We start from the raw sequence: 20,979 nt of genomic DNA, 5'->3' as shown, positions 1-20,979 counted from the left end.
GACTACCCAAAGCCCAACCACTCGACATCCCCATTGGCACCGACAATCGCCTACGGCGAGACAAAGTCGACAACGACGGAAAAGTAACCCTTCGCTGGGCCGGCAACATGCGCAAACTCTACGTCGGAAGAAAACACCGCACCAAAGAAATCATGCTCATCTGCATCAACAACGACATCACCGCCATTAACCCCCACACAGGCGAAATCTGGGGCCGATACCACTTAGACAAAACCAAAAAATACCACCGCAACCAACTCGGTGAAATCTAGAAAACGAACCCCCAAAACGAAGAAAATCTCGAGACACCGAAATAGGAACGATGTCTCGAGACTTCACAATCGTGCCCGGGGCGGGACTTGAACCCGCACGTCCTATAAGGACACTGGCACCTGAAGCCAGCGCGTCTGCCAATTCCGCCACCCGGGCTGGGTGTTCATAAGACCAAACACTTAGCGCAAGATGCACAGTGCTTGATTCGGCGACTTAATGAAGATAACACGATATCTGCATTAATTAACAAACTAGCTGTTCATGAGCGGTTTTCCTGAACAGCAAAATTCCGAAAAAACCACCGACCACACCGTACTGGCTTACGGTTTTTGACCTAGAACACTTTATACTGGGACACACTTGGTTTTCAGATATCTTCCAACAATCATGCACAACCGCAAGATTGACTGGGAGAAAACGCCCAGGCCCAGTAGCTAGATTCAGAAAGGAGGGCTCGCGCAATGGCACTTATGTCACGGTTTGCCAAGCTCGACAGCGCCATGCAGCGCGGCCTCGATAACGGCATTGCCCTGATCTTCGGCGGCAAAGTCGTCCCGGCAGAGATTGAAGAGCTTCTCAAACAAGAAGCGCAAGACAACCTTTCCGCCACCGCCCGCGGCTTTGTTCCCAATGTGTATGCAGTGGGCGTCTCATCAAAGGATCTGGAGAATCTCTCACGGGATCGGCAGCTGCCCGTCAGTCTGGCCGACCAACTGGCGCGTTTCCTACGTAACGAAGGAATGGAAACCTTTGGCCCCGTGATCGTGCGCATCGCCGAAGAATCCGGCTTACGCACAGGTCAACTTCGGGTCTCATCTTTCTCTGATGCGCAGCCGGTGGAGCATTCCGGTTTCGACGCCATCATCACCCATGACGATAATCCCGAAAACGACGGCGCTGGCGAACAAACCAGCAGCCGACAGGAGGAATCCCCTGCCATGACTAGTTCCCCGTATTCCGCTGGATCAGGACAACCAGCCGGCCACGACGCCACGACAACGATGTTCCGTAGTGAAGACGTCGACAAGCAAAACCGGGCGCAACAAAATCGGCAGCCAGAAGAAGAAACCACTCGCGTTTCTTTGTTGCTGCAGGACGGTTCTTCGCGCAGCTATTTGGTGGAAGAAGGCTCCAATATCATCGGCCGCAGCAATGATGCCGACCTGCGCATTCCAGATACTGGCGTGTCACGTCAGCACGCAGAAATTAGCTGGGATGGCCATGACGCAATCCTGGTGGATCTACAGTCGACCAATGGCACAACTGTGAATGACACACCAATCGAAAATTGGCTTCTAGCTGACGGAGACGTCATCACTGTGGGACACTCTCATATTGAAGTCCGCATTACTTACCCCAATTCTTAACCTCGACTCCTAGCGAAGGAAGGGCCACCATGGATTCAGTCCTCGTGTTTGGGCTACGCATCGGCCTGTTAGTGCTGTTGTGGCTATTCATTCTGGTGGCGCTTAACGCCATGCGCCGCGACGCCAAGTTTGCTTCGGCAGGCACCGCCCCGAAAACCGCAAGCAACACCGGTTTCGCGGCTCCGGTTTCACGTTCACGCAAGCCAGCCGCCCAAATCACGGTAGTCGAAGGCCCACTGCGTGGCTCGCATATGCAGATCTCTTCCCTGGAAGAATTCACCGTTGGCCGGGCACCAGATTGTGATTTCGTCGTCGGTGATGATTACGCTTCTTCGCGTCATGCCCGGCTCTTCCGTCGTGGCAGCGAATGGTTCATCGAGGATTTGGACTCCCGAAACGGCACCTTTGTCTCTGGCGCCCGTATTGACCAGCCAGAACGCATCGCCGTGGGAACTGAGATTAAACTGGGGCGTTCACTATTGAGGCTGGTGCCATAGATGTCTCCATCGCAGAATTCACTGAAACTTAACTACACCGCGGCCTCGGACCGCGGTCTTGTTCGTACTAACAACGAAGATTCCGCTTTCGCTGGCCGGAATCTTTTGGTGCTTGCCGACGGCATGGGTGGCCACGCCGCCGGTGAGGTTGCTTCCCAGCTGCTGGTCACCACGATGCAGCGCCTGGACCGTGACCCAGGCGAAAACGACATGCTGGCTTTGCTGGGCACGGCTGCCGACGACGCTAATACCGCCATCGCCGATACCGTGCGACAGCGGCCCGAAACTCAGGGCATGGGTACCACGTGCACCGCCCTGATGTTCAATGGCACCACGTTTGGCATGTGCCATGTGGGTGATTCGCGTGGCTACCGCCTGCGTGGGGGCAAGCTGGAACAAATCACTATCGACGACACTTACGTGCAGTCGCTAGTGGATTCCGGCAGTTTGAAACCTGAGGATGTATCCACACACCCGCAAAAATCGTTGATTCTGAAGGCTTATACCGGCCGCCCGGTAGATCCGACGCTGCGCATGATCGACGCCCAACCTGGTGACCGGCTGCTGTTGTGCTCGGATGGGCTTTCCGACCCCGTCACTGCCGATACCATCGAACAAACCCTCAAAGAGGGCACCCCGGAACAGGCTGCCAGCAAACTGATTGACCTGGCGCTGCGTTCTGGTGGCCCAGACAATGTCACCGTCGTAGTAGCTGATGTTTTAGCTGGTGACGACGAATCCACCACCATTCCGGTAGCTCCAGTGAGCGCCGGCGCTTTGGCATTGCCCGAAGCAGAACGCGCCCACCCGAATACCGCGGCCGGGCGCGCAGCAGCGTTGAACCGCCGCCCACAGGTGGTGGAGCCGAAGGCGCAGGCCGCCGGTGCGCACAACCATGGAACTGGCGCCAACGCAGGTAACGGTTCTGGACCTGGGGCTGGCGGTAGCGCTGGGGCCGCTGAGAACAGCGCACACGATAATGCCAGCAAACGCGGGCGCAATTGGACATTGGCCATCGTCGTGCTCGTCTTGCTCGGCGGCCTGATCGGTGGCGGCTGGTGGGTGTATGCATCTTCGCAGGACAAGTATTACATCGCCACAAATGATTCCGATGAGCTAATCATCGAACGCGGGGTGGATTATTCGCTGTTCGGTAAGGATCTGCACGAGCCATACCAGCGGGTGTGTCTCACCAAAGATGATGAGGTTCGCACGACCGACCTGGGTGAGAAACCCAGCAATGATTGCCACCCATTTTCGCTGACTGACCTGCCAGGTTCCGTGCGTGGATCCATCACGCACCTGGATTCAGGTTCCTATTCGGAGGTCACCGACCAGCTACAGCGTCTATCCGATAAAGCCTTGCCTGTATGCGTAAACCGTGCCGAAACCGACAACAACGGCAAGAACAACGAGGGCAAGAACAACGACGACAACAGCGGCAACAGCGGCGCGAACAAAGACACAAACAAAGACGCCGCAAATGCGGAATCTGCCGATGACGGTGGCCTGTCCACCCCCGGCGTGAACTGCAGGGAGGTGTCCTAAATGTCCCGGATTTTCATTCGTAGCACAGAACTGGGTTTGCTCATCGTCGCAGCGATTGCCTTCGCCGCAACCTTGGCGAGCTTTGAGCTGTCCCAAGGATCAACGCTGTCGGTGACGTTCCTGTATCTGGTGGGAGCATTCATCGGCGTGTTTACCGTCGCACACATCGCACTCACGATCTGGGCGCCCTACGCAGATCAGATCATGTTGCCGGTGGTCAGCCTGCTCAATGGTCTGGGTCTGATTATGGTTTATCGCATCGACACCGCCAAAGATCTGGGCTTGGCAAACCGGCAGGTCATGTGGTCGGTTATCGGCGTAGCGCTGCTGATTGCCGTGCTGATCATCGTGCGCGACCACAAAGTGCTCACCCGCTATTCCTATTTGCTGGGGGCACTAGGTTTGGTTCTGCTGGCACTGCCTTTGGTATGGCCCACCTCGATCAACGCGGATGCCCGCATCTGGATTCAGATCGGTAGCTTCACCCTGCAACCAGGCGAATTCTCCAAAATTCTGCTGCTGATGTTTTTCGCGCAGCTTTTGGTGCAAAAACGGGCCCTGTTTACCGTCGCGGGTTACCGTTTCTTCGGCATCTCCTTCCCGCGTCTACGCGACCTCGCCCCAATCTTGCTGGTCTGGGCCATCGCGATTTTGATCATGGCGGTTTCCAACGATTTCGGCCCAGTTCTACTGTTGTTCAGCACCGTGTTGGGCATGTTATTCATGGCTACCGGCCGCTGGTCTTGGCTGATCATTGGTTTGGGCCTCACCGCCCTGGGCGGTGCTTTTGTGTACTCCCTTTCGGCAAAGATCCAGGACCGTTTTTCTGCATTCCGAAACCCGCTGGACGACGTCGACGGCACCGGATTCCAGCTCTCCCAGTCCTTGTTCGGCATGTCCTGGGGCGGAGTCACCGGTACCGGGTTGGGCGAAGGACACCCGGATATCATTCCCGTTGTATGGACAGACTTCATCCTCGCCGCCATTGGTGAAGAACTCGGCCTGATCGGTCTCACAGGCGTACTTATCCTGTTTGCCCTGCTCGTCTCGCGCGGGTTTAACACTTCCCTGAAGGTCCGTGACTCCTACGGTAAATTGTTGGCCGCTGGGCTTTCGCTGACGATGGCTATCCAAATCTTTGTTGTCGTCGGTGGCATCACTGCCCTGTTACCGATGACGGGGCTGACTACCCCATTCATGTCTGCAGGTGGCTCTTCCCTGATGGCTAACTACGTGCTGTTGGCACTGCTGCTGCGCATCTCTAATTCTGCGCGCCGTCCAGCAGACGAAGCCTCCGGAAATAATGCAAACGCCGACGGCGGGCACGCACAACCAGCAGCAAATGCGGCGCCTGGTATGGAGCACACCGGCGTCTTCGATATGCAGCAAGCTCAATACGCTCAATATTCTGCACAGCCACAACATCCACAGAATTCACAAAACTCACAACGTCCACGCCGTTGGCAGCGTTCCCAAAGTTCACAGCGTTCCCAGGAGGCGAAACGATGAACCGTTCCATTCGCCTAGTCGCCGTATTTGCGATCATTCTGACAATCATCCTGCTGGTTAACCTGACCATCGTGCAGGCCTTCCAGGAAGACAAGTACGCCAACCACCCAGCGAACCAGCGTGGCTTCTACGACTCCCAAACCATCGCACGCGGCCAAATTTCTGCCGGCGGGCAAGTCTTGGCCGAGTCGTTGCCGAACGCAGATGAAACTTACTCCCGTAACTATCCAACCAACCCACCGGCATTCAGCAATATCGTCGGCTATCTGTCGAATCAATTCGGCGCTTCGCAGTTGGAACAGTCCCACAATGAGATCCTCAACGGCACTGACCCTTCTTTGCTGAGCACCAATTGGCGCGATGTGATCACCGGCAAGCAACCAAACGGCGCCAACCTGGAGTTGACCATCAACCCAGAAATGCAGCAATTTGCTTACCAGCAGCTGGCCGAACTGGGCTACCAAGGTGCCTCCGTCGCTATTCAACCGTCGACAGGCGCGGTAAAAGCCATGGCTTCCACCCCAAGCTTCGACCAAAACGCGTTACTCGGTGACGGCGCAGAAAATTCCTGGGCAGAGTTGACCAGCACGGACGGAAACCCGCTGTTGAACCACGCCACCCAAGAAACGCTGCCACCGGGTTCCATCTTCAAGATCATCACCACCGCTGCGGGTATCGAAGCTGGTTACGGTCCAGAATCAACACTGACCGGCGCACCGTCAATCACATTGCCGAATACAACCACAGAGCTGACGAACTACGCCGGTCAAGCGTGTGCCGGTTCGGATGCGGTGAGTTTGCTGACTGCATTCCAGTACTCCTGCAACACAGCCTTCGTTGAAATGGGTATCGACATCGGCGACGAAGCACTGCGCAACACCGCGCATGCCTTCGGCATCGGAGAAACCTATGACCTGGGCATTCCCACCTCACCGGGCGCACTCGGCGACCTACCAGACCCGGCTGCGCTAGGACAGTCCTCGATTGGTCAGCGCGATGTCACCATGTCCGCATTACAGGCAGCCGTGATGGCAGCAACTATCGCGAACAACGGTGAGCGGATGAAGCCTTACGTCGTCGACAAGATCACCAGTTCCAACCTGCGTGATATCACTACGACGAAACCGCACTCACTAAACCGCGCGATCCCGGAAGAAACCGCAGCAACCATCGAACAAATGATGCTGGCTTCGGAGCAACACACCCTCGGCGCCTCCGCTCCCGATGTGGCGTCCAAGACGGGTACCGCAGAACACGCAGAAGGCTCCGCCCCGCACACCTGGTACGTGGCATACCTGCCGGATGCAGACTTGGCGGTGGCTGTCGTCGTCAAGAACGGTGGCGGCCAAGGCGAAGGTGCTACCGGTGGCTCTGTTGCCGCACCGCTGGGCCGGGCTCTGCTCGACTTTGGCAGGGGGCAATAATTTATGGCTGATGTGAACAACCGCGAAAGCATTCAGACTCTGGTTGGCGATGCCTATGAGCTGCAATGGGTCATAGGCCACGGCGGCATGTCCACGGTGTGGCTTGCCGACGACCACGCGAACGACCGCGAAGTGGCGATCAAGATTCTGCGCCCAGAGTTTTCCGACAACAACGAGTTTTTGGATCGCTTCCGCAACGAGGCCAATGCCGCGCGTTCCATCGAATCCGACAATGTGGTCGCCACTTACGACTATGGCGAAATCACGGAAGATAATGGCCACACGTTCTGCTTCATCGTCATGGAATATGTTCGCGGTGAATCGCTAGCCGATCTTTTGCAACGCGAAGGCAACCTGGATGAATCACTCGCGCTCGACGTGTTGGAACAAGCCGCACATGGCTTGTCCATTATCCATCGCATGGGTTTGGTGCACCGCGATATCAAGCCGGGCAACCTACTCATTACACAAAACGGTCGAGTGAAAATCGCCGATTTTGGTATCGCGAAAGCCGCCGAGGCCGTCCCACTGACCCGCACCGGAATGGTGGTGGGCACCGCGCAGTATGTTTCCCCCGAACAGGCGCAAGGCCACTCCGTCACCCCAGCATCGGATGTGTATTCCCTGGGCGTCGTCGGCTACGAGATGTTAGCCGGAAAGCGCCCGTTCCACGGAGATTCTTCCGTTTCGGTGGCACTGGCACACATCAACCAAGCGCCAGAAGCCTTGTCGACGCAAGTCAGTGCCCCGGCGCGCGAATTGATTGGTATTGCGCTGCGTAAAGATGCCTATACGCGTTTTGCTGACGGCAACGAATTCGCGGTAGCCGCATCCAAGGTGCGCTTGGGGCAACGCCCACCGGCACCAAAATCGGCTGCCTTGGCGACGGTCGCGCAAGAACCGGCGCCTTCGGCTTCGACGCAACAACTGAGCCAGGTAACGAACGCGCGCACCGCCAGCCCATCCACTGCGCGGCCGCGTACCCCGCAGCCTGTGCCTGCTCCAGCTAGCCACGTAGCGCAGGTGCAACAACCTGCAGTGGGGCACCCTTATACCGGTGCCGGCCAAGCCACAGTGGCCCCAGTAATACAGCCCGTGCACCAAAAGAAAAATTCGAGCGCCGGAGCTGGTTTTGGCTGTGGCATGTTCGTTGCCGTCGTGATCGCTGGTATTGCCGCTCTTGCCCTGTGGTTCATGGCAACCTACAGCAACGCTCTCGACGGCATCTTGGACCGCAGCCCAGCATCATCAACGCAACCGAGTGAGACCGACCCAGTCATCGTGACTGAATGGGTTAATCCCCCCGCAAACCAGGGTGGTTCTGGTGGTTCTGGTGGCGGCCAGGGCTCGGGTGGCTCCGGCGGCGCTGGTGGTTCTGGTGGTACGGGTGCCGGGCAAGGTTCCGGCGGTGCTGGCGGTTCCGGCAATGGCGCTGGTACTGGTAACGGTGGCAACGCACCACAAGCGCCAAATCAGCAGCCCGGTGGCCAAGGCCAGCAAGGCGGACAAACCGGCGGAGACGCTGGAAATGATGCCAATGAAGACGTTACCGACGCCACCTCTGGTATCGGCCAACGCGGCGGACAGACCAGCCAGTCGGGACAGTCAGGCCAGTCCCATTCTGGCCAGTCCGGCCAGTCCGGGCACGGTGCCGGCGCTGGTGTCGGGCACGGTGCTAACCAGGGCCAGTCTGGAAACAGGAACCCAGGCAACGCTGGCAATACTGGGAACGCTGGCAACGTCGGCGCCGCAGCTGGCAACCAGCAATCTGGTGGATCCCGCCCACTGGGCGCGGCTGAGCAGGAGACGGAATAACAATGAATTACAGCTTGGCGCAGCGCTATGAACTAGGCGAGACCATCGGCAGCGGTGGCATGTCTGATGTATACGCGGCGCAGGATACTTTGTTGGGACGCGACGTCGCAGTCAAGATGCTGCGTTCCGAGATGGCGCGGGATATGAACTTCCGCGAACGTTTCCGCCGGGAAGCACGCAACTCGTCGAAGCTGAACCACCCGAATATCGTGGCAGTCTATGACACCGGCGAAGAAACCATCGACGGTATCGGCATTCCATACATCGTGATGGAGCGCATCCACGGTAATACGCTACGGGATCTGCTGCGCAATGACGGGCCAATGAGCCCGCAAGAGGCCGCCGAGATTCTGCAGCCGGTGTGCTCTGCATTGCAAGCCAGTCATGACGCTGGCATCATCCACCGCGATATTAAACCAGCAAATATTATGCTCACCAACACCGGAATGGTGAAGGTGATGGATTTCGGCATCGCCCGTGCCTTGGATGATTCCACGTCGGCAATGACACAGACATCCGCAGTCATCGGTACCGCGCAATACCTTTCGCCGGAGCAGGCTCGTGGCAAGAATGCGGATGCGCGCTCAGATGTATACGCGCTGGGTTGCGTGCTGTACGAGGCAATCACCGGCGGCACCCCGTTCCAGGGCGAAACTCCGTTTGCCGTGGCCTACCAACACGTGCAAGAAGACGTCACCCCACCGTCGGAACGCATGCCAGAGATAGACTTGGCCCCAACCGCGTTACTAAACGTCGATGCCGTGGTGATGACCTCCATGGCGAAGCACCCAGGCGATCGCTATCAATCTGCCGCCGAGATGGGCCAGGATCTCGAGCTTTTGTCCCGTGGCTCCGTGACTCAGGCGGCCCGCGCGCATGTGGCACCTTCGCAGGAGCAATTCCCAACCCAAACCGTCGGTTATCCAGAAACTCATGCTGCACAACCGCAGCAGGCGTACCCAGAAACCGCGATGGCCGGTGCGCCAGGTCCAGCTAGTGCAGCTGGTACGGCCGCCGGAGCAGCGCGAGCACTACCAGCCAATGCCCCGGGCGCGCACACGGCACCTCCAACGGCGACAACAGCGAAACCGTCAAGCCATTTACGCTGGTTAGTCGCGTTTATTATGGTTGCGCTACTGGTGATTGGCGCTGGCTATGCCTGGAGTGTGCTCAACGACCGGGACTCGCGCAGACAGTCGGATAACCTCGCGCAATCCGAGACCGTGTCAGTGCCGAATATCATTGGATTGGAACGCAACGAGGCCATCGCGAAGCTTGAAGAGGTTGGCCTGCGCCCAGAAATCGTCGACGCGCCAGATCCAGAAATTCCAGAACACCACGTCGTGCGCACCAATCCGAGTGTGGGTTCACAATTGCAACGCAACACCACGGTGACCGTGACGGTGTCGACGGGTAAAGAAGACACCCAGGTTCCGCGTCTGGTGAATATGACCCCACAGGAAGCATCAGCCGCACTGGCCGAAGTTGGTCTAGAACTAGAGCCGGAGGTTGACGAGGAGTTTTCAGATTCCATCGAGCAGGGCCGGATCACCCGCCATGAACCAGCAGCTGGCGCTAATTTGCCGAAAGGTTCCAGGGTGCGAGTAACCATTTCCCGGGGCCCGGAGATCGTCGACGTGCGAGTGCCAAGCTTAACTGGCATGAAGTGGAGTCAAGCTCGCGAGACACTGGAATCTTTGGGCTTCGTGCCAAAACCACAGTTTGTGGATTCACTGGAGCCAGCCGATCGCGTGCTCGGTGTGGATGGTGCTGGCCAGATGCGCCCAGAGGGTTCCGATGTGCGCGTCGAAGTATCCAATGGCTTGTTGACGACTATGCCGGATATCACGCGGAAAAACCGCAGCCAAGCATTAAACGCCCTGCGTGATGCAGGCTGGGAAGCAAGTGAGTCGAAGTTACTTACCGGTGAACCAGTCGACACTGCCGTGGTCACCGACCAAGGCTTGATTGCAGTTACTAGCCCGTCGCCAGGCGAGACGATTCGCAAGGACCAGGAAATTAACGTCCGCTTCTACGAATTCAATCTGCGCGCCCTGGTGCCGTAACGGAAAACTGCACGCCCCCTACAGCGTCGTCGTCCTGCTTATCAGGACGCGGCGCTGTTAAACTAAACAGCATTAAACTATCCCTAACCCAACGACGATTTTGATGAAGGTGCATCATGCCTAAGGCAAAGGTCTCACAATCTAGCAACCAGTTCTCCGGCCAGTCCTCCAGCGCCAGCCGCACCCCGGTCAAGATCAATACCGGCGGCACCCCGAAGTGGTACAAGGGCTTGATGTTTTTCTTCATCCTGGCTGGGTTGCTGTACCTCGTGATCAACTACCTGGCTGGCCCGTCGATTCCGTTCATGCGGGACTTGCAGGCCTGGAACTACGGCATTGGCTTTGGCCTGTTCATCATTGGTCTGTTGATGACCATGGGGTGGCGCTAGTCTTCCAAGCCAACCAACCCAACCAGCCTGACTACCCAAACCACTTTGCGCTACTAGCCCTGCCACCAGTAAAAACAGGGCTAGCAAAACTTTTTTCTCCCCACATGTAATAACTCCGGGTTTAGGAACACATACAAGACGTAAGCACTTCAAGCCCGTGAGTTAAGGAGAAACAACATGAAAACTCGTGGCACTGCTATCACTGCCGGAATCATCGGAACCGTAGCTATTGCCGGTGGCGGCATCGCACTGGCAACCTCCGCTCAGGAGCCATTCAGCGAAAATGCTTTTGAGGTCACCGGCCAGAACGAAAACTTGGATGTCACCGTCGACGGCATCGTACAGCCGGGCGAAGAGCTTCTCATCGCAGCTACCTGCCCAGGCCAAGACGTCCGGGCAGATCTGGACACCAGCTTCGGCGAGTCGACCACTATGTCTCCGGGTGCGGACGTCGGCAAGCTCATCGGTTACGTCACCGTCCCGGCAGATTTCACTGACGAAGACGCCACCGCTACCATCACCTGTTCGTCGGGCGTAACAGATACCGTCGCTATCAATTAGGCAATTAATTAAGCAACGGCCCTAACGGTAACCCCTGCATTAGTACCCGCAAAGCACCCCGCGCAGTAGGAATTATCTGTGACCAGCGATTATCGGTCGTCGCAAGATCAGGCGACCTTCACCACTATCTACCGGGAACACTACCCGCAGATTTTGGCCTACCTTCGCCGACGCGTTGCGGCTGCGGTCGCGGAGGAATACTGCGCGGATGTTTTCGGACGCGCGTGGGCGAATTTTTCATCACTGCAAGACCCGCAGCGCCCCTTGCCGTGGCTGTATGGCATCGCCGGCAATGTGGTCAAGGAATATTACCGCGGCAAGTCCGCCCGCCAGGACCGCGTAGAAGAAGAGGCGGAGCTTGACCAGATTGCTGCCGACGACTTCAGCCAGGTCGCTGATTTGTCGCTCGATATCAACCGCGCATTAAACGCACTGTCTTTTGCGGATCGCGACATCATCGCCCTGCATGCGTGGGAGCAGTTGAGCATTCCGGATATCGCTGCCAGTTTAGGTATCACCGAAAATAACGCGCGCGTGAAACTGCACCGTGCACGCACCAGACTCAAAGAAGTGTTGGAACCAGAAAACTTAGGTCGGTCATAATGACACATTTTGATGACGAGCTCACCCGGCAACTTGCCGACGCCAACCCGGTCCGTAACCCCGAGCTGAACGAGTTGGAACGACGCCGCAGCGAAAAACACCTGCAGGCGATTCTGGGAGACGCCCGCGCTGGTCTTGGGTCGCGCGCTGGCTCTGGCTTTGGAGCTGGCCGTAGCAACAGCGGCCGCTGGTTGCTGGGTGCTGCCGCTGCCGTCAGCGCTATCGCGCTGGGTACCGGCTTGTTGCCAAACCTGTTCAACGGGCAGGAAGCTACCGCCACAGCCGAAGAAATCCTGGCCACTGCCGGTGAATCTTCCCTACACGCTGCCGATGCCACTGACATTGCGGTCACCGCCCAGGAATACCTGGAGCGCACCGATCGCTTAGGCGAAGAGTTCGTTTCTACCGCGTACGAAGTTTCCGCCGATGGGCAGGTGCGAACCTCCACGGCGCAAAGCAACAATGCGCCGGCCGAATTACAGAATGCAGACCGCAACCTATCCGTGGATCCAGTGCAGCTACAAGCCACCGGCGCGGATACTGAAAGCCTGCGCGCACTTGCAGATTCTTTGGATGATTCCACTGCACGTGGCGTTTTGAAGTTGCTGTTACACCCGGCTTTATCCAGTGCACAGCAAAAAGTGTTATATGAGCTGATGGCCTCACTAGACGGCAATGACTTGGCTGGTGTGGAGCAATCCACGACCGGCGGTGACGACGAAGTAGTAACCGTGATCCGCGACGTGGATCAGCTCAGTTTTTCGGTGATTCCGGCAACCGGACAGTTAGTGCGCGTACATGGTTTAGTAGGGCCGGGGATCACCACGGAGGTTTCTGCCACCGCAATCGTGGATTGTGTACACGTCACTGGGTTGGAAGGCCCCGAGATGATTTCGACCGCCTGCGCGGACAATAACTATTACGTGGAAGATCTCGAATGGGAAAACTGGGGCGCTGACACCGCTACTGCCACCGGCACCGCGTGGATAAACAATTGTGATCCGCTGTGCGCCGATGGTGAATTTGCAACCTTCCCGGTGCGTCTGACTTTGGATAACCGCGAGGAATGTGGCTACAACGCCCGGATTTATTCCCGCATGCTCCTGGAATACCCGGAGAACCCGGACCGTAACGAGGAATTTTCTATCGGCTGTGCACAACCCACCGAACCAGCCCACTAATTACAGATGCCGGTGTCTGCCGTTTCCTATACCTCGTTGCTAAACCAGACCACGCACTAACCCCGACGCCCTAACCCCAACCACGCCCTAGCCCCGACGCCATCCGCGGCGTACGATGCCATCCCCATGGTGTCCACAACTTGTGAATTGTTGTGGATAACCATGGGGATTTTTCTACTAGCTGACCACAACTTGTCGACAAAGTTATCCACAATCTGTGGACTAATTTGTGAAAAACATGAATTGTGGACAAACTTCAGGTAATTATTTCACTGGCTGTGAACAAAGCCGTGCAGTGAATTCTGCAATTCTGTGCCTCTAGCTGCCTAAATAACATTCAAGTGAAACTTGAGGCTGTAAATTACAATCATGGTTTTCCACATTATCCACAAGACTTGTGGATAACTTCCCGGGGTTTCTTCACAATGAATACCGGTGGATAACTTCGTGGATAACCGAATTACATTGTTGATAACTCTGATTGCTAACTCTGTTTTGGCCGAAGCTTGTGTTGCTTCTGCTTACTGTTCTGTCTGTTCTGCCTACGCTGTCAACATTGTCAGTGTTGTCTGTTTTCTGTGCTTAGGCATAGAAAAAACCCGGGGCCAACACACGGTGTGTGCCAGCCCCGGGTAACGAAGTACAAGCAGTAAAAAGCAGCGAAAGCTAGAGCTTATGCAAGCTTATGCTTCCTCGGAAATTTCCACGGACTCGATGACGACGTCGTCATGCGGACGATCCATGCGGTCGGTGGAAACCTTAGCGATCTTGTCGACGACCTTCTGCGAATCCTTATCGGTGACCTCACCAAAGATGGTATGTGCACCGGTCAGGTGTGGGGTCTTGCCGACAGTGATAAAGAACTGTGAACCGTTGGTGCCTGGGCCAGCGTTCGCCATGGCCAGCAGGTATGGACGGTCGAAAGAAAGCTCTGGGTGGAATTCATCGCGGAACTGGTAGCCCGGGCCACCACGACCGGTGCCGGTTGGGTCGCCGCCTTGGATCATGAATCCGTCGATGATGCGGTGGAAGATGGCCCCGTCGTAGAACGGACCTTCCTGGCCACCCTGTGCGTTCTGGGTGGAGTATTCCTGGGTTCCCTTGGCCAGGCCGACGAAGTTTTCGACGGTCACTGGTGCGTGATTGCCGAACAGCTCAATCACGATATCGCCATGATTAGTATGCAAAGTTGCCTTGGCAGTGGATTTACTCATGCCCACCACTATAGACGACAGAACGCTGCAGCTGGTCGCACTGGCAGCCCTCCACCGGGTTTCTTGCCCTAAAGCTCTTATCCGTTCCCGCCCCGCTGCCACCACTCACAGTAGCTTTTCAGTACACTACGGTGGTCCCCTAAGCCCCCGAGATCGTAAGGACGCTACCACCATGGCCGGCGCCCACCGCGCAGAACCCGTCACTCCCCCGCCACGGCCGCAACTGACCCGTGTCGGCTGGTGGTATACGATCCGCCGCATCGTGGTGCAATCATTGCGGTTGCAAATCCCAGACATGGGCGCTGGGCTTACCTATTTCACATTGTTGGCGCTGGCTCCGACGTTGCTGGTGTTCTATGGCATCGGTGTGCTCATCATGGCCAATAATCGCGATCTCCTGGAAAACCTGTTGTGGGATTTCCTGGGCGGAATTTTGCCGGTCAACCAAACCGAAACCGTGCTCAACACCGTCGATACTGTTTTATCCAGCACGTCGACAAACCTGCTCGGCCTGCTCGCCGGTGTGGTCTTAGCCGCGATCTCCTCATCAGCCTACGTGCGCGCCTTCGCCAGGTTTTCCACCCGCGTGTACGGCGATATCGACGGCCGCCCCCTCCTACACGTCTGGTCATCCATGGCCTTGTTATCCGTAGCCATGATTTTGGGCGTGTGCCTGATCTTTTTGGCGCTCGTTGTCAATGTCACCGTGGTGGAAACGCTGATCCACCCCATCGCCGGGCCATTGGGCATCTATGAAGAAATTGAATTTCTCACCACCGCCATTCTGCCCATTTGGGCGTGGGTGCGCTGGCCAGTCATCGTGATCATGGCCGCGGGCCTTATTTCCGTGCTGTATTACTATGCACCGAACGTGCGCCCGTACCGGTCCAAGTGGCGGATCTTCACGCTTGGGGCATTCGTCGCCCTGGTGTTGATCTTCCTCACCGGCGGTGGGCTCTACGTGTATTTCGTGCACCTATCGTCGTTGAATTCCTATGGTGCACTGGGCTCAATCGTGACGTTTTTCTTCGGCTGCTGGATCGCCAATACCAGCCTGGTCTTCGGTGTCGTCATTGATGCAGAGGTCGAACGCACCCGCCAAATCCGTGAAGGCATCTTGGATAATGATCCCACCGATAACACTCGGTTAGCGGAACAAGCACCACACCTCGAGCACCGGTCGACAAAACAGCAAGAAAAAATGGAGCGCGTCCTCAGCTCGCTGGAACATGATGCCCAGCAGCTCAAGGACGCGCCCCAAAATTAAGCGGCTTAGCGCCTAGCGCCTCAGGCCAGCTGTCAGCGCCGCCCAATTATGCTTGGCGACGCCGACGCTAGCCATCTCACTGTTAGTTCAGCGATTCCACCACGTTGTTACGGGCGGTTACCATGTTGCGCAGCGACTCCTCGGTCTCTTCGTAACCGCGGGTCTTCAAACCACAGTCCGGGTTGATCCACAGGCGCTTCTCGTCGACGTTCTTCAGCGCCGCACGGATCAACTCTTCCATCTCCTCCACCGATGGGATGCGTGGCGAGTGAATGTCGTAGATGCCTGGTCCGATTTCGCTGGTGAAGGAATCGTTGAGATCTTCGAGCAACTCCATGCGGGAACGAGCGGCCTCGATGGAGGTCACGTCAGCATCCAGTGCGGCAACCGCGTCGATGATCTGGCCAAACTCGGAGTAGCACAAGTGGGTGTGGATCTGCGTCTTTGGCTTCGCCTCCAGGGAGACCAAACGGAAAGCACGTACGGCCCAATCCAGGTAGGAAGCGCGGTCGGATTCGCGCAGTGGCAGCAGCTCGCGCAGGGCTGGTTCGTCGATCTGGATGATGTCGATGCCAGCTTCTTCCAGGTCAGCGACCTCGTCGGCAAGCGCGACACCGATCTGGTCGGCGGAGACGGACTGGTGGACGTCGTCACGAATGAACGACCAGGCCAGGATGGTCACCGGGCCAGTCAGCATGCCCTTGACGTGCTTGTCGGACAACGACTGCGCGTACTTCGCCCACTCGGTGGTCATGGCCTCTGGGCGGGAGACATCGCCGACGACGATTGGTGGACGGGTGCAACGGGAACCGTAGGACTGTACCCAGCCGTTTTCGGTGACGACGAAGCCGTCGAGAAGCTCCGCGAAGTACTGCACCATGTCGTTACGCTCTGGCTCGCCGTGTACCAGCACGTCGATGCCCAGGTCTTCCTGCAGCTTGATCACGGAAGCGATCTCGCCGCGCAGCTCTTCGACGTACTGCTCGTCGGTGAGCTTGCCGGCGCGGTGATCAGCGCGGGCACCACGGATCTGCTTGGTCTGTGGGAAGGAACCAATGGTGGTGGTAGGCAGCTTCGGCAGGCCCAGTTCCTCTTGGATTTCGGTACGCTCGGCGAACTTCGGCTCACGAGCAACCTGGCCTTCTGGCAGCTTGGCGACGCGCTGGGCGACGGCCTCGTTGTGCGTACGCTCGGATTCTTTACGGGTGCGCAGGGCGCGCTCAGAGCGGGCGAAGGTCTGCTCTACCTCGTCGCGCTTGCCGTCCAGGGCAGCAGCGATGGCAACGACCTCGGAGATCTTCTCGTCTGCGAAGGAGAACCAACCGGCGACGTCGACAGGCAAGTTCTTTTCTGCCTCAACGGTGTGTGGCACGTGCTGCAGCGACACGGAAGTGGTGACGTGCTTGGTGCCAAGTTCTTCGGCGGTTGCTACCAGCGCGTTTAGGTCGCCAGCCCATACGTTGCGGCCATCGACCACACCGGCCACCAGGGTGGTCTGTGATGACTTGGCGACGGCTTCTTTAACGCGGTCCAGGTAGTTCGAATCCAGCGCCTGGGTTGGGCGAGAAACATCCACCTGGAAAGCCTCCGGGGCGGCAGCCAGCAACTTATCCAGGCCAGCCTGCAGCGAACCATATGGGGTGGTCAGGTACACCTGCGGGCGGTTGTCGTTACCCAGCAGTTCCGTCCAGATGGCACCGGCGCGATCGGCGAGTTCGGCATCGGAAAGGCCAGTGTGATCGGCAACCAGGGCTGGTTCTGCAACCTGTACCCATTCCACGCCGGCTTCCTTCAGTGCCGCGAACACCTTTGCGTAGGATTTCGCGAGGTCATCCAGGCGATCCAACGGGTTGGTGGTGCCGTCGGCGGCCTTGGATAGAGCCAACACGGTGACTGGTCCCACCAGGTATGGGCGGATGGTGTGTCCGGCTTCGCGGGCTTCGTCGACCAGCTTCAGCAGGCGCTGCGGGCGAGCGGTGAAGGCCTGCTCAGCGCTGATTTCTGGGACGATGTAGTGGTAGTTGGTATCGAACCACTTGGTCATTTCCAACGGGGCGGTATCAGCGTTACCGCGAGCCAGGGTGAATTCCTCGTCCAGGCTCACTTCTTCGGCGTCGCCGCCCAGAGCACCCACGGTCAGTGCAGTTTCCAGCACCTGGTCGTAATACGCGACGTCGGCTGGGATGGCGTAGTCGTCGGCAAGACCCAGATCCTTCAGGCGGGCATAAGTGTCTACGCGCAGCGAGTGTGCAGCGGATTCGAAGGTTGGGCGGTCGATGCGGCCGGCCCAGTAAGACTCAAGAGCGCGCTTGAGCTCGCGGTTAGCGCCAACGCGAGGATAGCCCTCGATGGTTTTTGTTGGGAATGGTGTCTGCGACATGGGAGTGTCGGGTCCTTCCTGGAGACAAGAAAAACAGTGTGATTTCTGTTTATGCGGTTTTGTTGCTTATGAATTCTGGTTATGAAGTTATGGGTTCTGTAGAAGTGTGGCGGGCCTAGCCAGAGAATCAGCCGGGCGCGGTTGGCGGGCGAATCCCGACCGCGTCCAGGAGCTCTTGGGTGACCTCCACGTTGTTGTGGGTGTAGATGTGCAGGCTGCCGACATCGTTGTCCACCATCGCTTGCACGAGTTCGGCGGTAATCGCGATGCCCTCGGCGCGCTCGTCCCGGGCGTTTTCTAGCCGACGCACCAGGTGCTCCGGTACCGGCAGGCTGGAAAATTCCGCCATCCGGCGCAGGCGGCGCACGCTGGTAATCGGCATGATGCCCGGAATCTGCGGGATGCGAATGCCCGCCAGCTCTGCACGACGACGGAACTGCAAGAAATCTTCGGCCTCGAAAAACAGCTGGCTGATGGCCAGGTCTGCGCCACTGCGTTGTTTGGATAGCAGCACGTCGAAGTTTTCGTCGTCGGTGCGTGCCTGGTAGTGGCCGTTCGGGTAGCTAGCCACGGCGACGGCTAAGCGTCCGGCGGCGAAGCGGGCGGCCTGCTGGCCTTCGACTTCGCGGATTAGGCGCACGAGTTCGTCGGCATACTGCAGGTGATCCTCTGGTAGTTTGACCTCGCCTTCTGGCAGGTCGCCGCGTAGAGCTAATAAACCACGCACACCGGAATCGATGAGACGGTTGATCCACGCGACCATCTCTTGCTTCGTGCCTGCAGTACACGCGAGGTGCGCCAGGGTGCGCATGTTGGTTTCGCGGTCGATGCGGGAGATGAACTTCGCGGTGCCGTCCAACCAGCCGGAACGGCACGAGCTGGTAACTGAGATGTAGTCCGGCCGATAGGATTCCAGCGTTTCCAACAAGTGAGAGATTTTCTTCTCGTCGGCATCGTGGCGAGGTGGAATAACTTCGAATGACAGTGCGGTGCGTTCGGATCTGGTACGCGGTTCCGTGTTTTCTGCGTTATCCGGGTTATCCGGGTTATCGCTGGAATCATCCAACGGCGCAGAGGCAGATACTCGTGGGGCCATTGCTGGTCACCTCCTTCCGGCTGATTGCGTCTTGATTGTGAACCAAGCTGTCTAGTGTTGGCATCAATCTAATGCTTATGCAGCTAACAAGGAAGATTCCGTAAAGGTAACACCTTTGCTCGGGCCGTTCATGCTGGAAAAACAGTCCAAGAAGCAACTGAATATAATTCGTCGCCGAGCAGAAAAAATGAACCAAGCTGTCTATGGTATTACCATTGGCCTGTGCTGAGAAGAAGATTTTTCCGTCGTTATCTCCCACATCACCTTCCACAGCAACTATCCTGGAACTATCTAGCTAGTGACAACCATGTAATTAACGAGGTGAACGAACCATGGGTTCTGCAAACGTCAACCTGCGCATCGCGCGCAACCTCAGCTCAACCGGCTGGGAAAAATTCAAGGATTACCGCGACAAGAAGTCCCAAGAAGCATTCGACTTCCTGGAAAGCGCGGCAAAAACCGTGGATAAGAGTGCAGAAAAACACTTCCCGGAAGCACGCAAAGAAGCTGGCAAGCTGACCAAAGCTGCCCACGCCCGCTTGGATAAAAGCCTGGAAAGCCTCCAAGGCACCGGCCGTGAACTTGCCGAAGGCAACGTATCCGAAACCGTAGAAAATGTCCGCGAGGCCGCCAGCGAAAACTTCTCCAAGGCCACGAAAAAGGCCCAGAAGCAAGCCAAGAAATTGCGCAAGAAAGCTAATAAAAAGCTGGACCGGAAAAACCGGAAGCGCCTATCCCGCGTAGAGAAAAAAGCCAACGCTGCTGCGCAGAAGGTCAAAGACAAAGCAGCCAAGAAACTAGATAAAAAGACCAAGTCTCAATCCCGCGGCTTTGGTTTCTACGCCTTGTGGGCCGCTGTTCTCGCCGCGGTCGTTGGTGTTATCGCCTATGTGCTGAACAAGCGCAACTCCGGCGCGCAAGAACAGCCACCAAAGGCTAGCGATTACAGTTCGAATACCACCAGCACGCTGGTGTACTCCTCGACCAGCGAAGATGACCTGGAAGCACCAAATGCAGATGCTTCCGAGGAAAACAAGAAGGCAGAAAAGAAAGCCGGCGAGTTGGCCGAGGATCCAGCCGACCGTGACGAGGAACTGCTGGCAGACATCGACGAACAGCTGGCCAAGAATCTCTCCCAGGGTGCTGCAGAAAACCTGGCTGCTTCCGAAGCCACCCGCGCTGTGGCTCACGACGATGCCGACGCTGCCGAAAAAGCAGCGCAGATCGACGAACAGCTGAAAGACAAGTTGGATTCCGAGTCTGGACCTGAATCCGGCTCTGAATCCGGCAACAAATAATCGTCGGCAAGCTGGGTGCCCCAAGCCCGGCGTCGGCAAGATATTCTGGCCAGTTCAGCGCAGCGATTCACCGGCGGGGCGTCGGCAAGCGGCGTCGTAAAGAGACATATGCCATAAAGTCGTTACGTGAGCTAAGCCATCTGCTTCGATAGGGTTTGTGGTGCAAGGGAATTATCAACACCATAGGCCCTATTTCTATGGCCACATTTTGTTTGGCCACGGCCCATCGTCGGCCGGTTATAGGACAGAGCGGTGTGAAAGACGAGGAGGAAATTGCTTTGGGCGTGCAAGAACTGTCAGTGAAACTCGACAACGGCGCAACCTACTATTTCCCCGCCGGAATTGCCCCAGGTGAGCAAGGCAACCGCATCGAGATGCTGCGCGAGGCCATCGAAAACGATTCCGTGTTTCAGAGCGTCGATATTAACGGCAACGAGCGCACCATTTATGGCAGCGAAGTGAAAAACTATCACTTGAGCGACGCGCTATAA

General features: G+C 57.1%; 17 protein-coding genes, 1 tRNA gene and 1 pseudogene. 15 read left to right on the top strand and 4 right to left on the bottom strand.

Annotated features, from left to right (window positions below; all coding sequences use genetic code 11):
- A pseudogene (locus O146_RS12870) lies at positions 1-272 on the top strand (IS481 family transposase); the annotation flags it as partial.
- A gap of 72 nt (positions 273-344) precedes the next feature.
- Here O146_RS12870 and O146_RS0108300 read toward each other — a convergent pair.
- Positions 345-429 (bottom strand) — tRNA-Leu (locus tag O146_RS0108300).
- Positions 430-734: 305 nt separating this feature from the next.
- Between O146_RS0108300 and O146_RS0108295 the strand changes: the two genes are divergently transcribed.
- The 11 genes from O146_RS0108295 to O146_RS0108245 all read left to right on the top strand — a co-directional run bounded on the left by O146_RS0108295 (position 735) and on the right by O146_RS0108245 (position 13,233).
- Entirely contained in the window at positions 735-1,640 is a 906-nt protein-coding gene (locus tag O146_RS0108295; protein ID WP_027018175.1) for a DUF3662 and FHA domain-containing protein, read from the top strand.
- Positions 1,641-1,669: 29 nt separating this feature from the next.
- Positions 1,670-2,137 (top strand): FHA domain-containing protein FhaB/FipA, encoded by a 468-nt coding sequence (locus tag O146_RS0108290; RefSeq protein ID WP_027018174.1) that lies wholly within the window; start codon positions 1,670-1,672, stop codon positions 2,135-2,137.
- Complete coding sequence (locus tag O146_RS0108285) at positions 2,138-3,685, top strand: PP2C family protein-serine/threonine phosphatase (protein ID WP_027018173.1); 1,548 nt, start codon at positions 2,138-2,140, stop codon at positions 3,683-3,685.
- On the top strand, positions 3,686-5,194 hold the full coding sequence (locus tag O146_RS11630) for an FtsW/RodA/SpoVE family cell cycle protein (protein ID WP_244266824.1): 1,509 nt from the start codon (positions 3,686-3,688) through the stop codon (positions 5,192-5,194).
- A complete protein-coding gene (locus tag O146_RS0108275) occupies positions 5,191-6,618 on the top strand; it encodes a penicillin-binding transpeptidase domain-containing protein (RefSeq protein WP_027018172.1) in 1,428 nt (475 codons plus the stop codon). Before O146_RS11630 ends, O146_RS0108275 begins: the two co-directional genes overlap by 4 nt.
- A gap of 3 nt (positions 6,619-6,621) precedes the next feature.
- Positions 6,622-8,433 (top strand): serine/threonine-protein kinase, encoded by a 1,812-nt coding sequence (locus O146_RS12475; RefSeq protein ID WP_081820617.1) that lies wholly within the window; start codon positions 6,622-6,624, stop codon positions 8,431-8,433.
- A 2-nt stretch (positions 8,434-8,435) separates the two neighbouring features.
- Positions 8,436-10,499, top strand: coding sequence for a Stk1 family PASTA domain-containing Ser/Thr kinase (pknB, locus tag O146_RS0108265; protein ID WP_027018171.1), 2,064 nt, complete (start codon positions 8,436-8,438; stop codon positions 10,497-10,499).
- 116 nt (positions 10,500-10,615) lie between these two features.
- Positions 10,616-10,888, top strand: coding sequence for a cell division protein CrgA (gene crgA, locus O146_RS0108260; protein ID WP_027018170.1), 273 nt, complete (start codon positions 10,616-10,618; stop codon positions 10,886-10,888).
- Between the two features lie 177 nt (positions 10,889-11,065).
- Complete coding sequence (locus O146_RS0108255) at positions 11,066-11,449, top strand: hypothetical protein (RefSeq protein ID WP_027018169.1); 384 nt, start codon at positions 11,066-11,068, stop codon at positions 11,447-11,449.
- 78 nt (positions 11,450-11,527) lie between these two features.
- Positions 11,528-12,052 (top strand): RNA polymerase sigma factor, encoded by a 525-nt coding sequence (locus O146_RS0108250; RefSeq protein WP_027018168.1) that lies wholly within the window; start codon positions 11,528-11,530, stop codon positions 12,050-12,052.
- Positions 12,052-13,233, top strand: a complete 1,182-nt coding sequence (locus O146_RS0108245; protein WP_035000688.1) for a hypothetical protein — start codon at positions 12,052-12,054, stop codon at positions 13,231-13,233. Before O146_RS0108250 ends, O146_RS0108245 begins: the two co-directional genes overlap by 1 nt.
- 683 nt (positions 13,234-13,916) lie before the next feature.
- Here O146_RS0108245 and O146_RS0108240 read toward each other — a convergent pair.
- Positions 13,917-14,447 (bottom strand): peptidylprolyl isomerase, encoded by a 531-nt coding sequence (locus O146_RS0108240; RefSeq protein ID WP_023018627.1) that lies wholly within the window; start codon positions 14,445-14,447, stop codon positions 13,917-13,919.
- 172 nt (positions 14,448-14,619) lie between these two features.
- Here O146_RS0108240 and O146_RS12225 point away from each other — a divergent pair, with 172 nt between their 5' ends.
- On the top strand, positions 14,620-15,714 hold the full coding sequence (locus tag O146_RS12225) for a YihY/virulence factor BrkB family protein (RefSeq protein ID WP_051619352.1): 1,095 nt from the start codon (positions 14,620-14,622) through the stop codon (positions 15,712-15,714).
- A gap of 82 nt (positions 15,715-15,796) precedes the next feature.
- Here O146_RS12225 and metE read toward each other — a convergent pair whose 3' ends face one another.
- Positions 15,797-18,094, bottom strand: a complete 2,298-nt coding sequence (metE, locus tag O146_RS0108230; RefSeq protein ID WP_027018166.1) for a 5-methyltetrahydropteroyltriglutamate--homocysteine S-methyltransferase — start codon at positions 18,092-18,094, stop codon at positions 15,797-15,799.
- A gap of 127 nt (positions 18,095-18,221) precedes the next feature.
- A complete protein-coding gene (locus O146_RS0108220; protein ID WP_027018165.1) occupies positions 18,222-19,190 on the bottom strand; it encodes a methylenetetrahydrofolate reductase in 969 nt (322 codons plus the stop codon).
- A gap of 332 nt (positions 19,191-19,522) precedes the next feature.
- On the opposite strand from O146_RS0108220, the gene O146_RS0108215 reads away from it, so the two are divergent.
- Positions 19,523-20,488 carry a hypothetical protein gene (locus tag O146_RS0108215; protein WP_027018164.1) on the top strand — a complete coding sequence of 322 codons (966 nt, stop codon included), beginning with the start codon at positions 19,523-19,525 and terminating at the stop codon, positions 20,486-20,488.
- Positions 20,489-20,742: 254 nt separating this feature from the next.
- Positions 20,743-20,979 (top strand): hypothetical protein, encoded by a 237-nt coding sequence (locus O146_RS0108210; protein ID WP_021352486.1) that lies wholly within the window; start codon positions 20,743-20,745, stop codon positions 20,977-20,979.

It is taken from the genome of Corynebacterium pseudodiphtheriticum DSM 44287, assembly GCF_000688415.1.
Lineage (GTDB): Bacteria > Actinomycetota > Actinomycetes > Mycobacteriales > Mycobacteriaceae > Corynebacterium > Corynebacterium pseudodiphtheriticum.
Note: the sequence above shows the minus strand (reverse complement) of the source record. Positions and strands in the feature narration are given on the sequence as shown.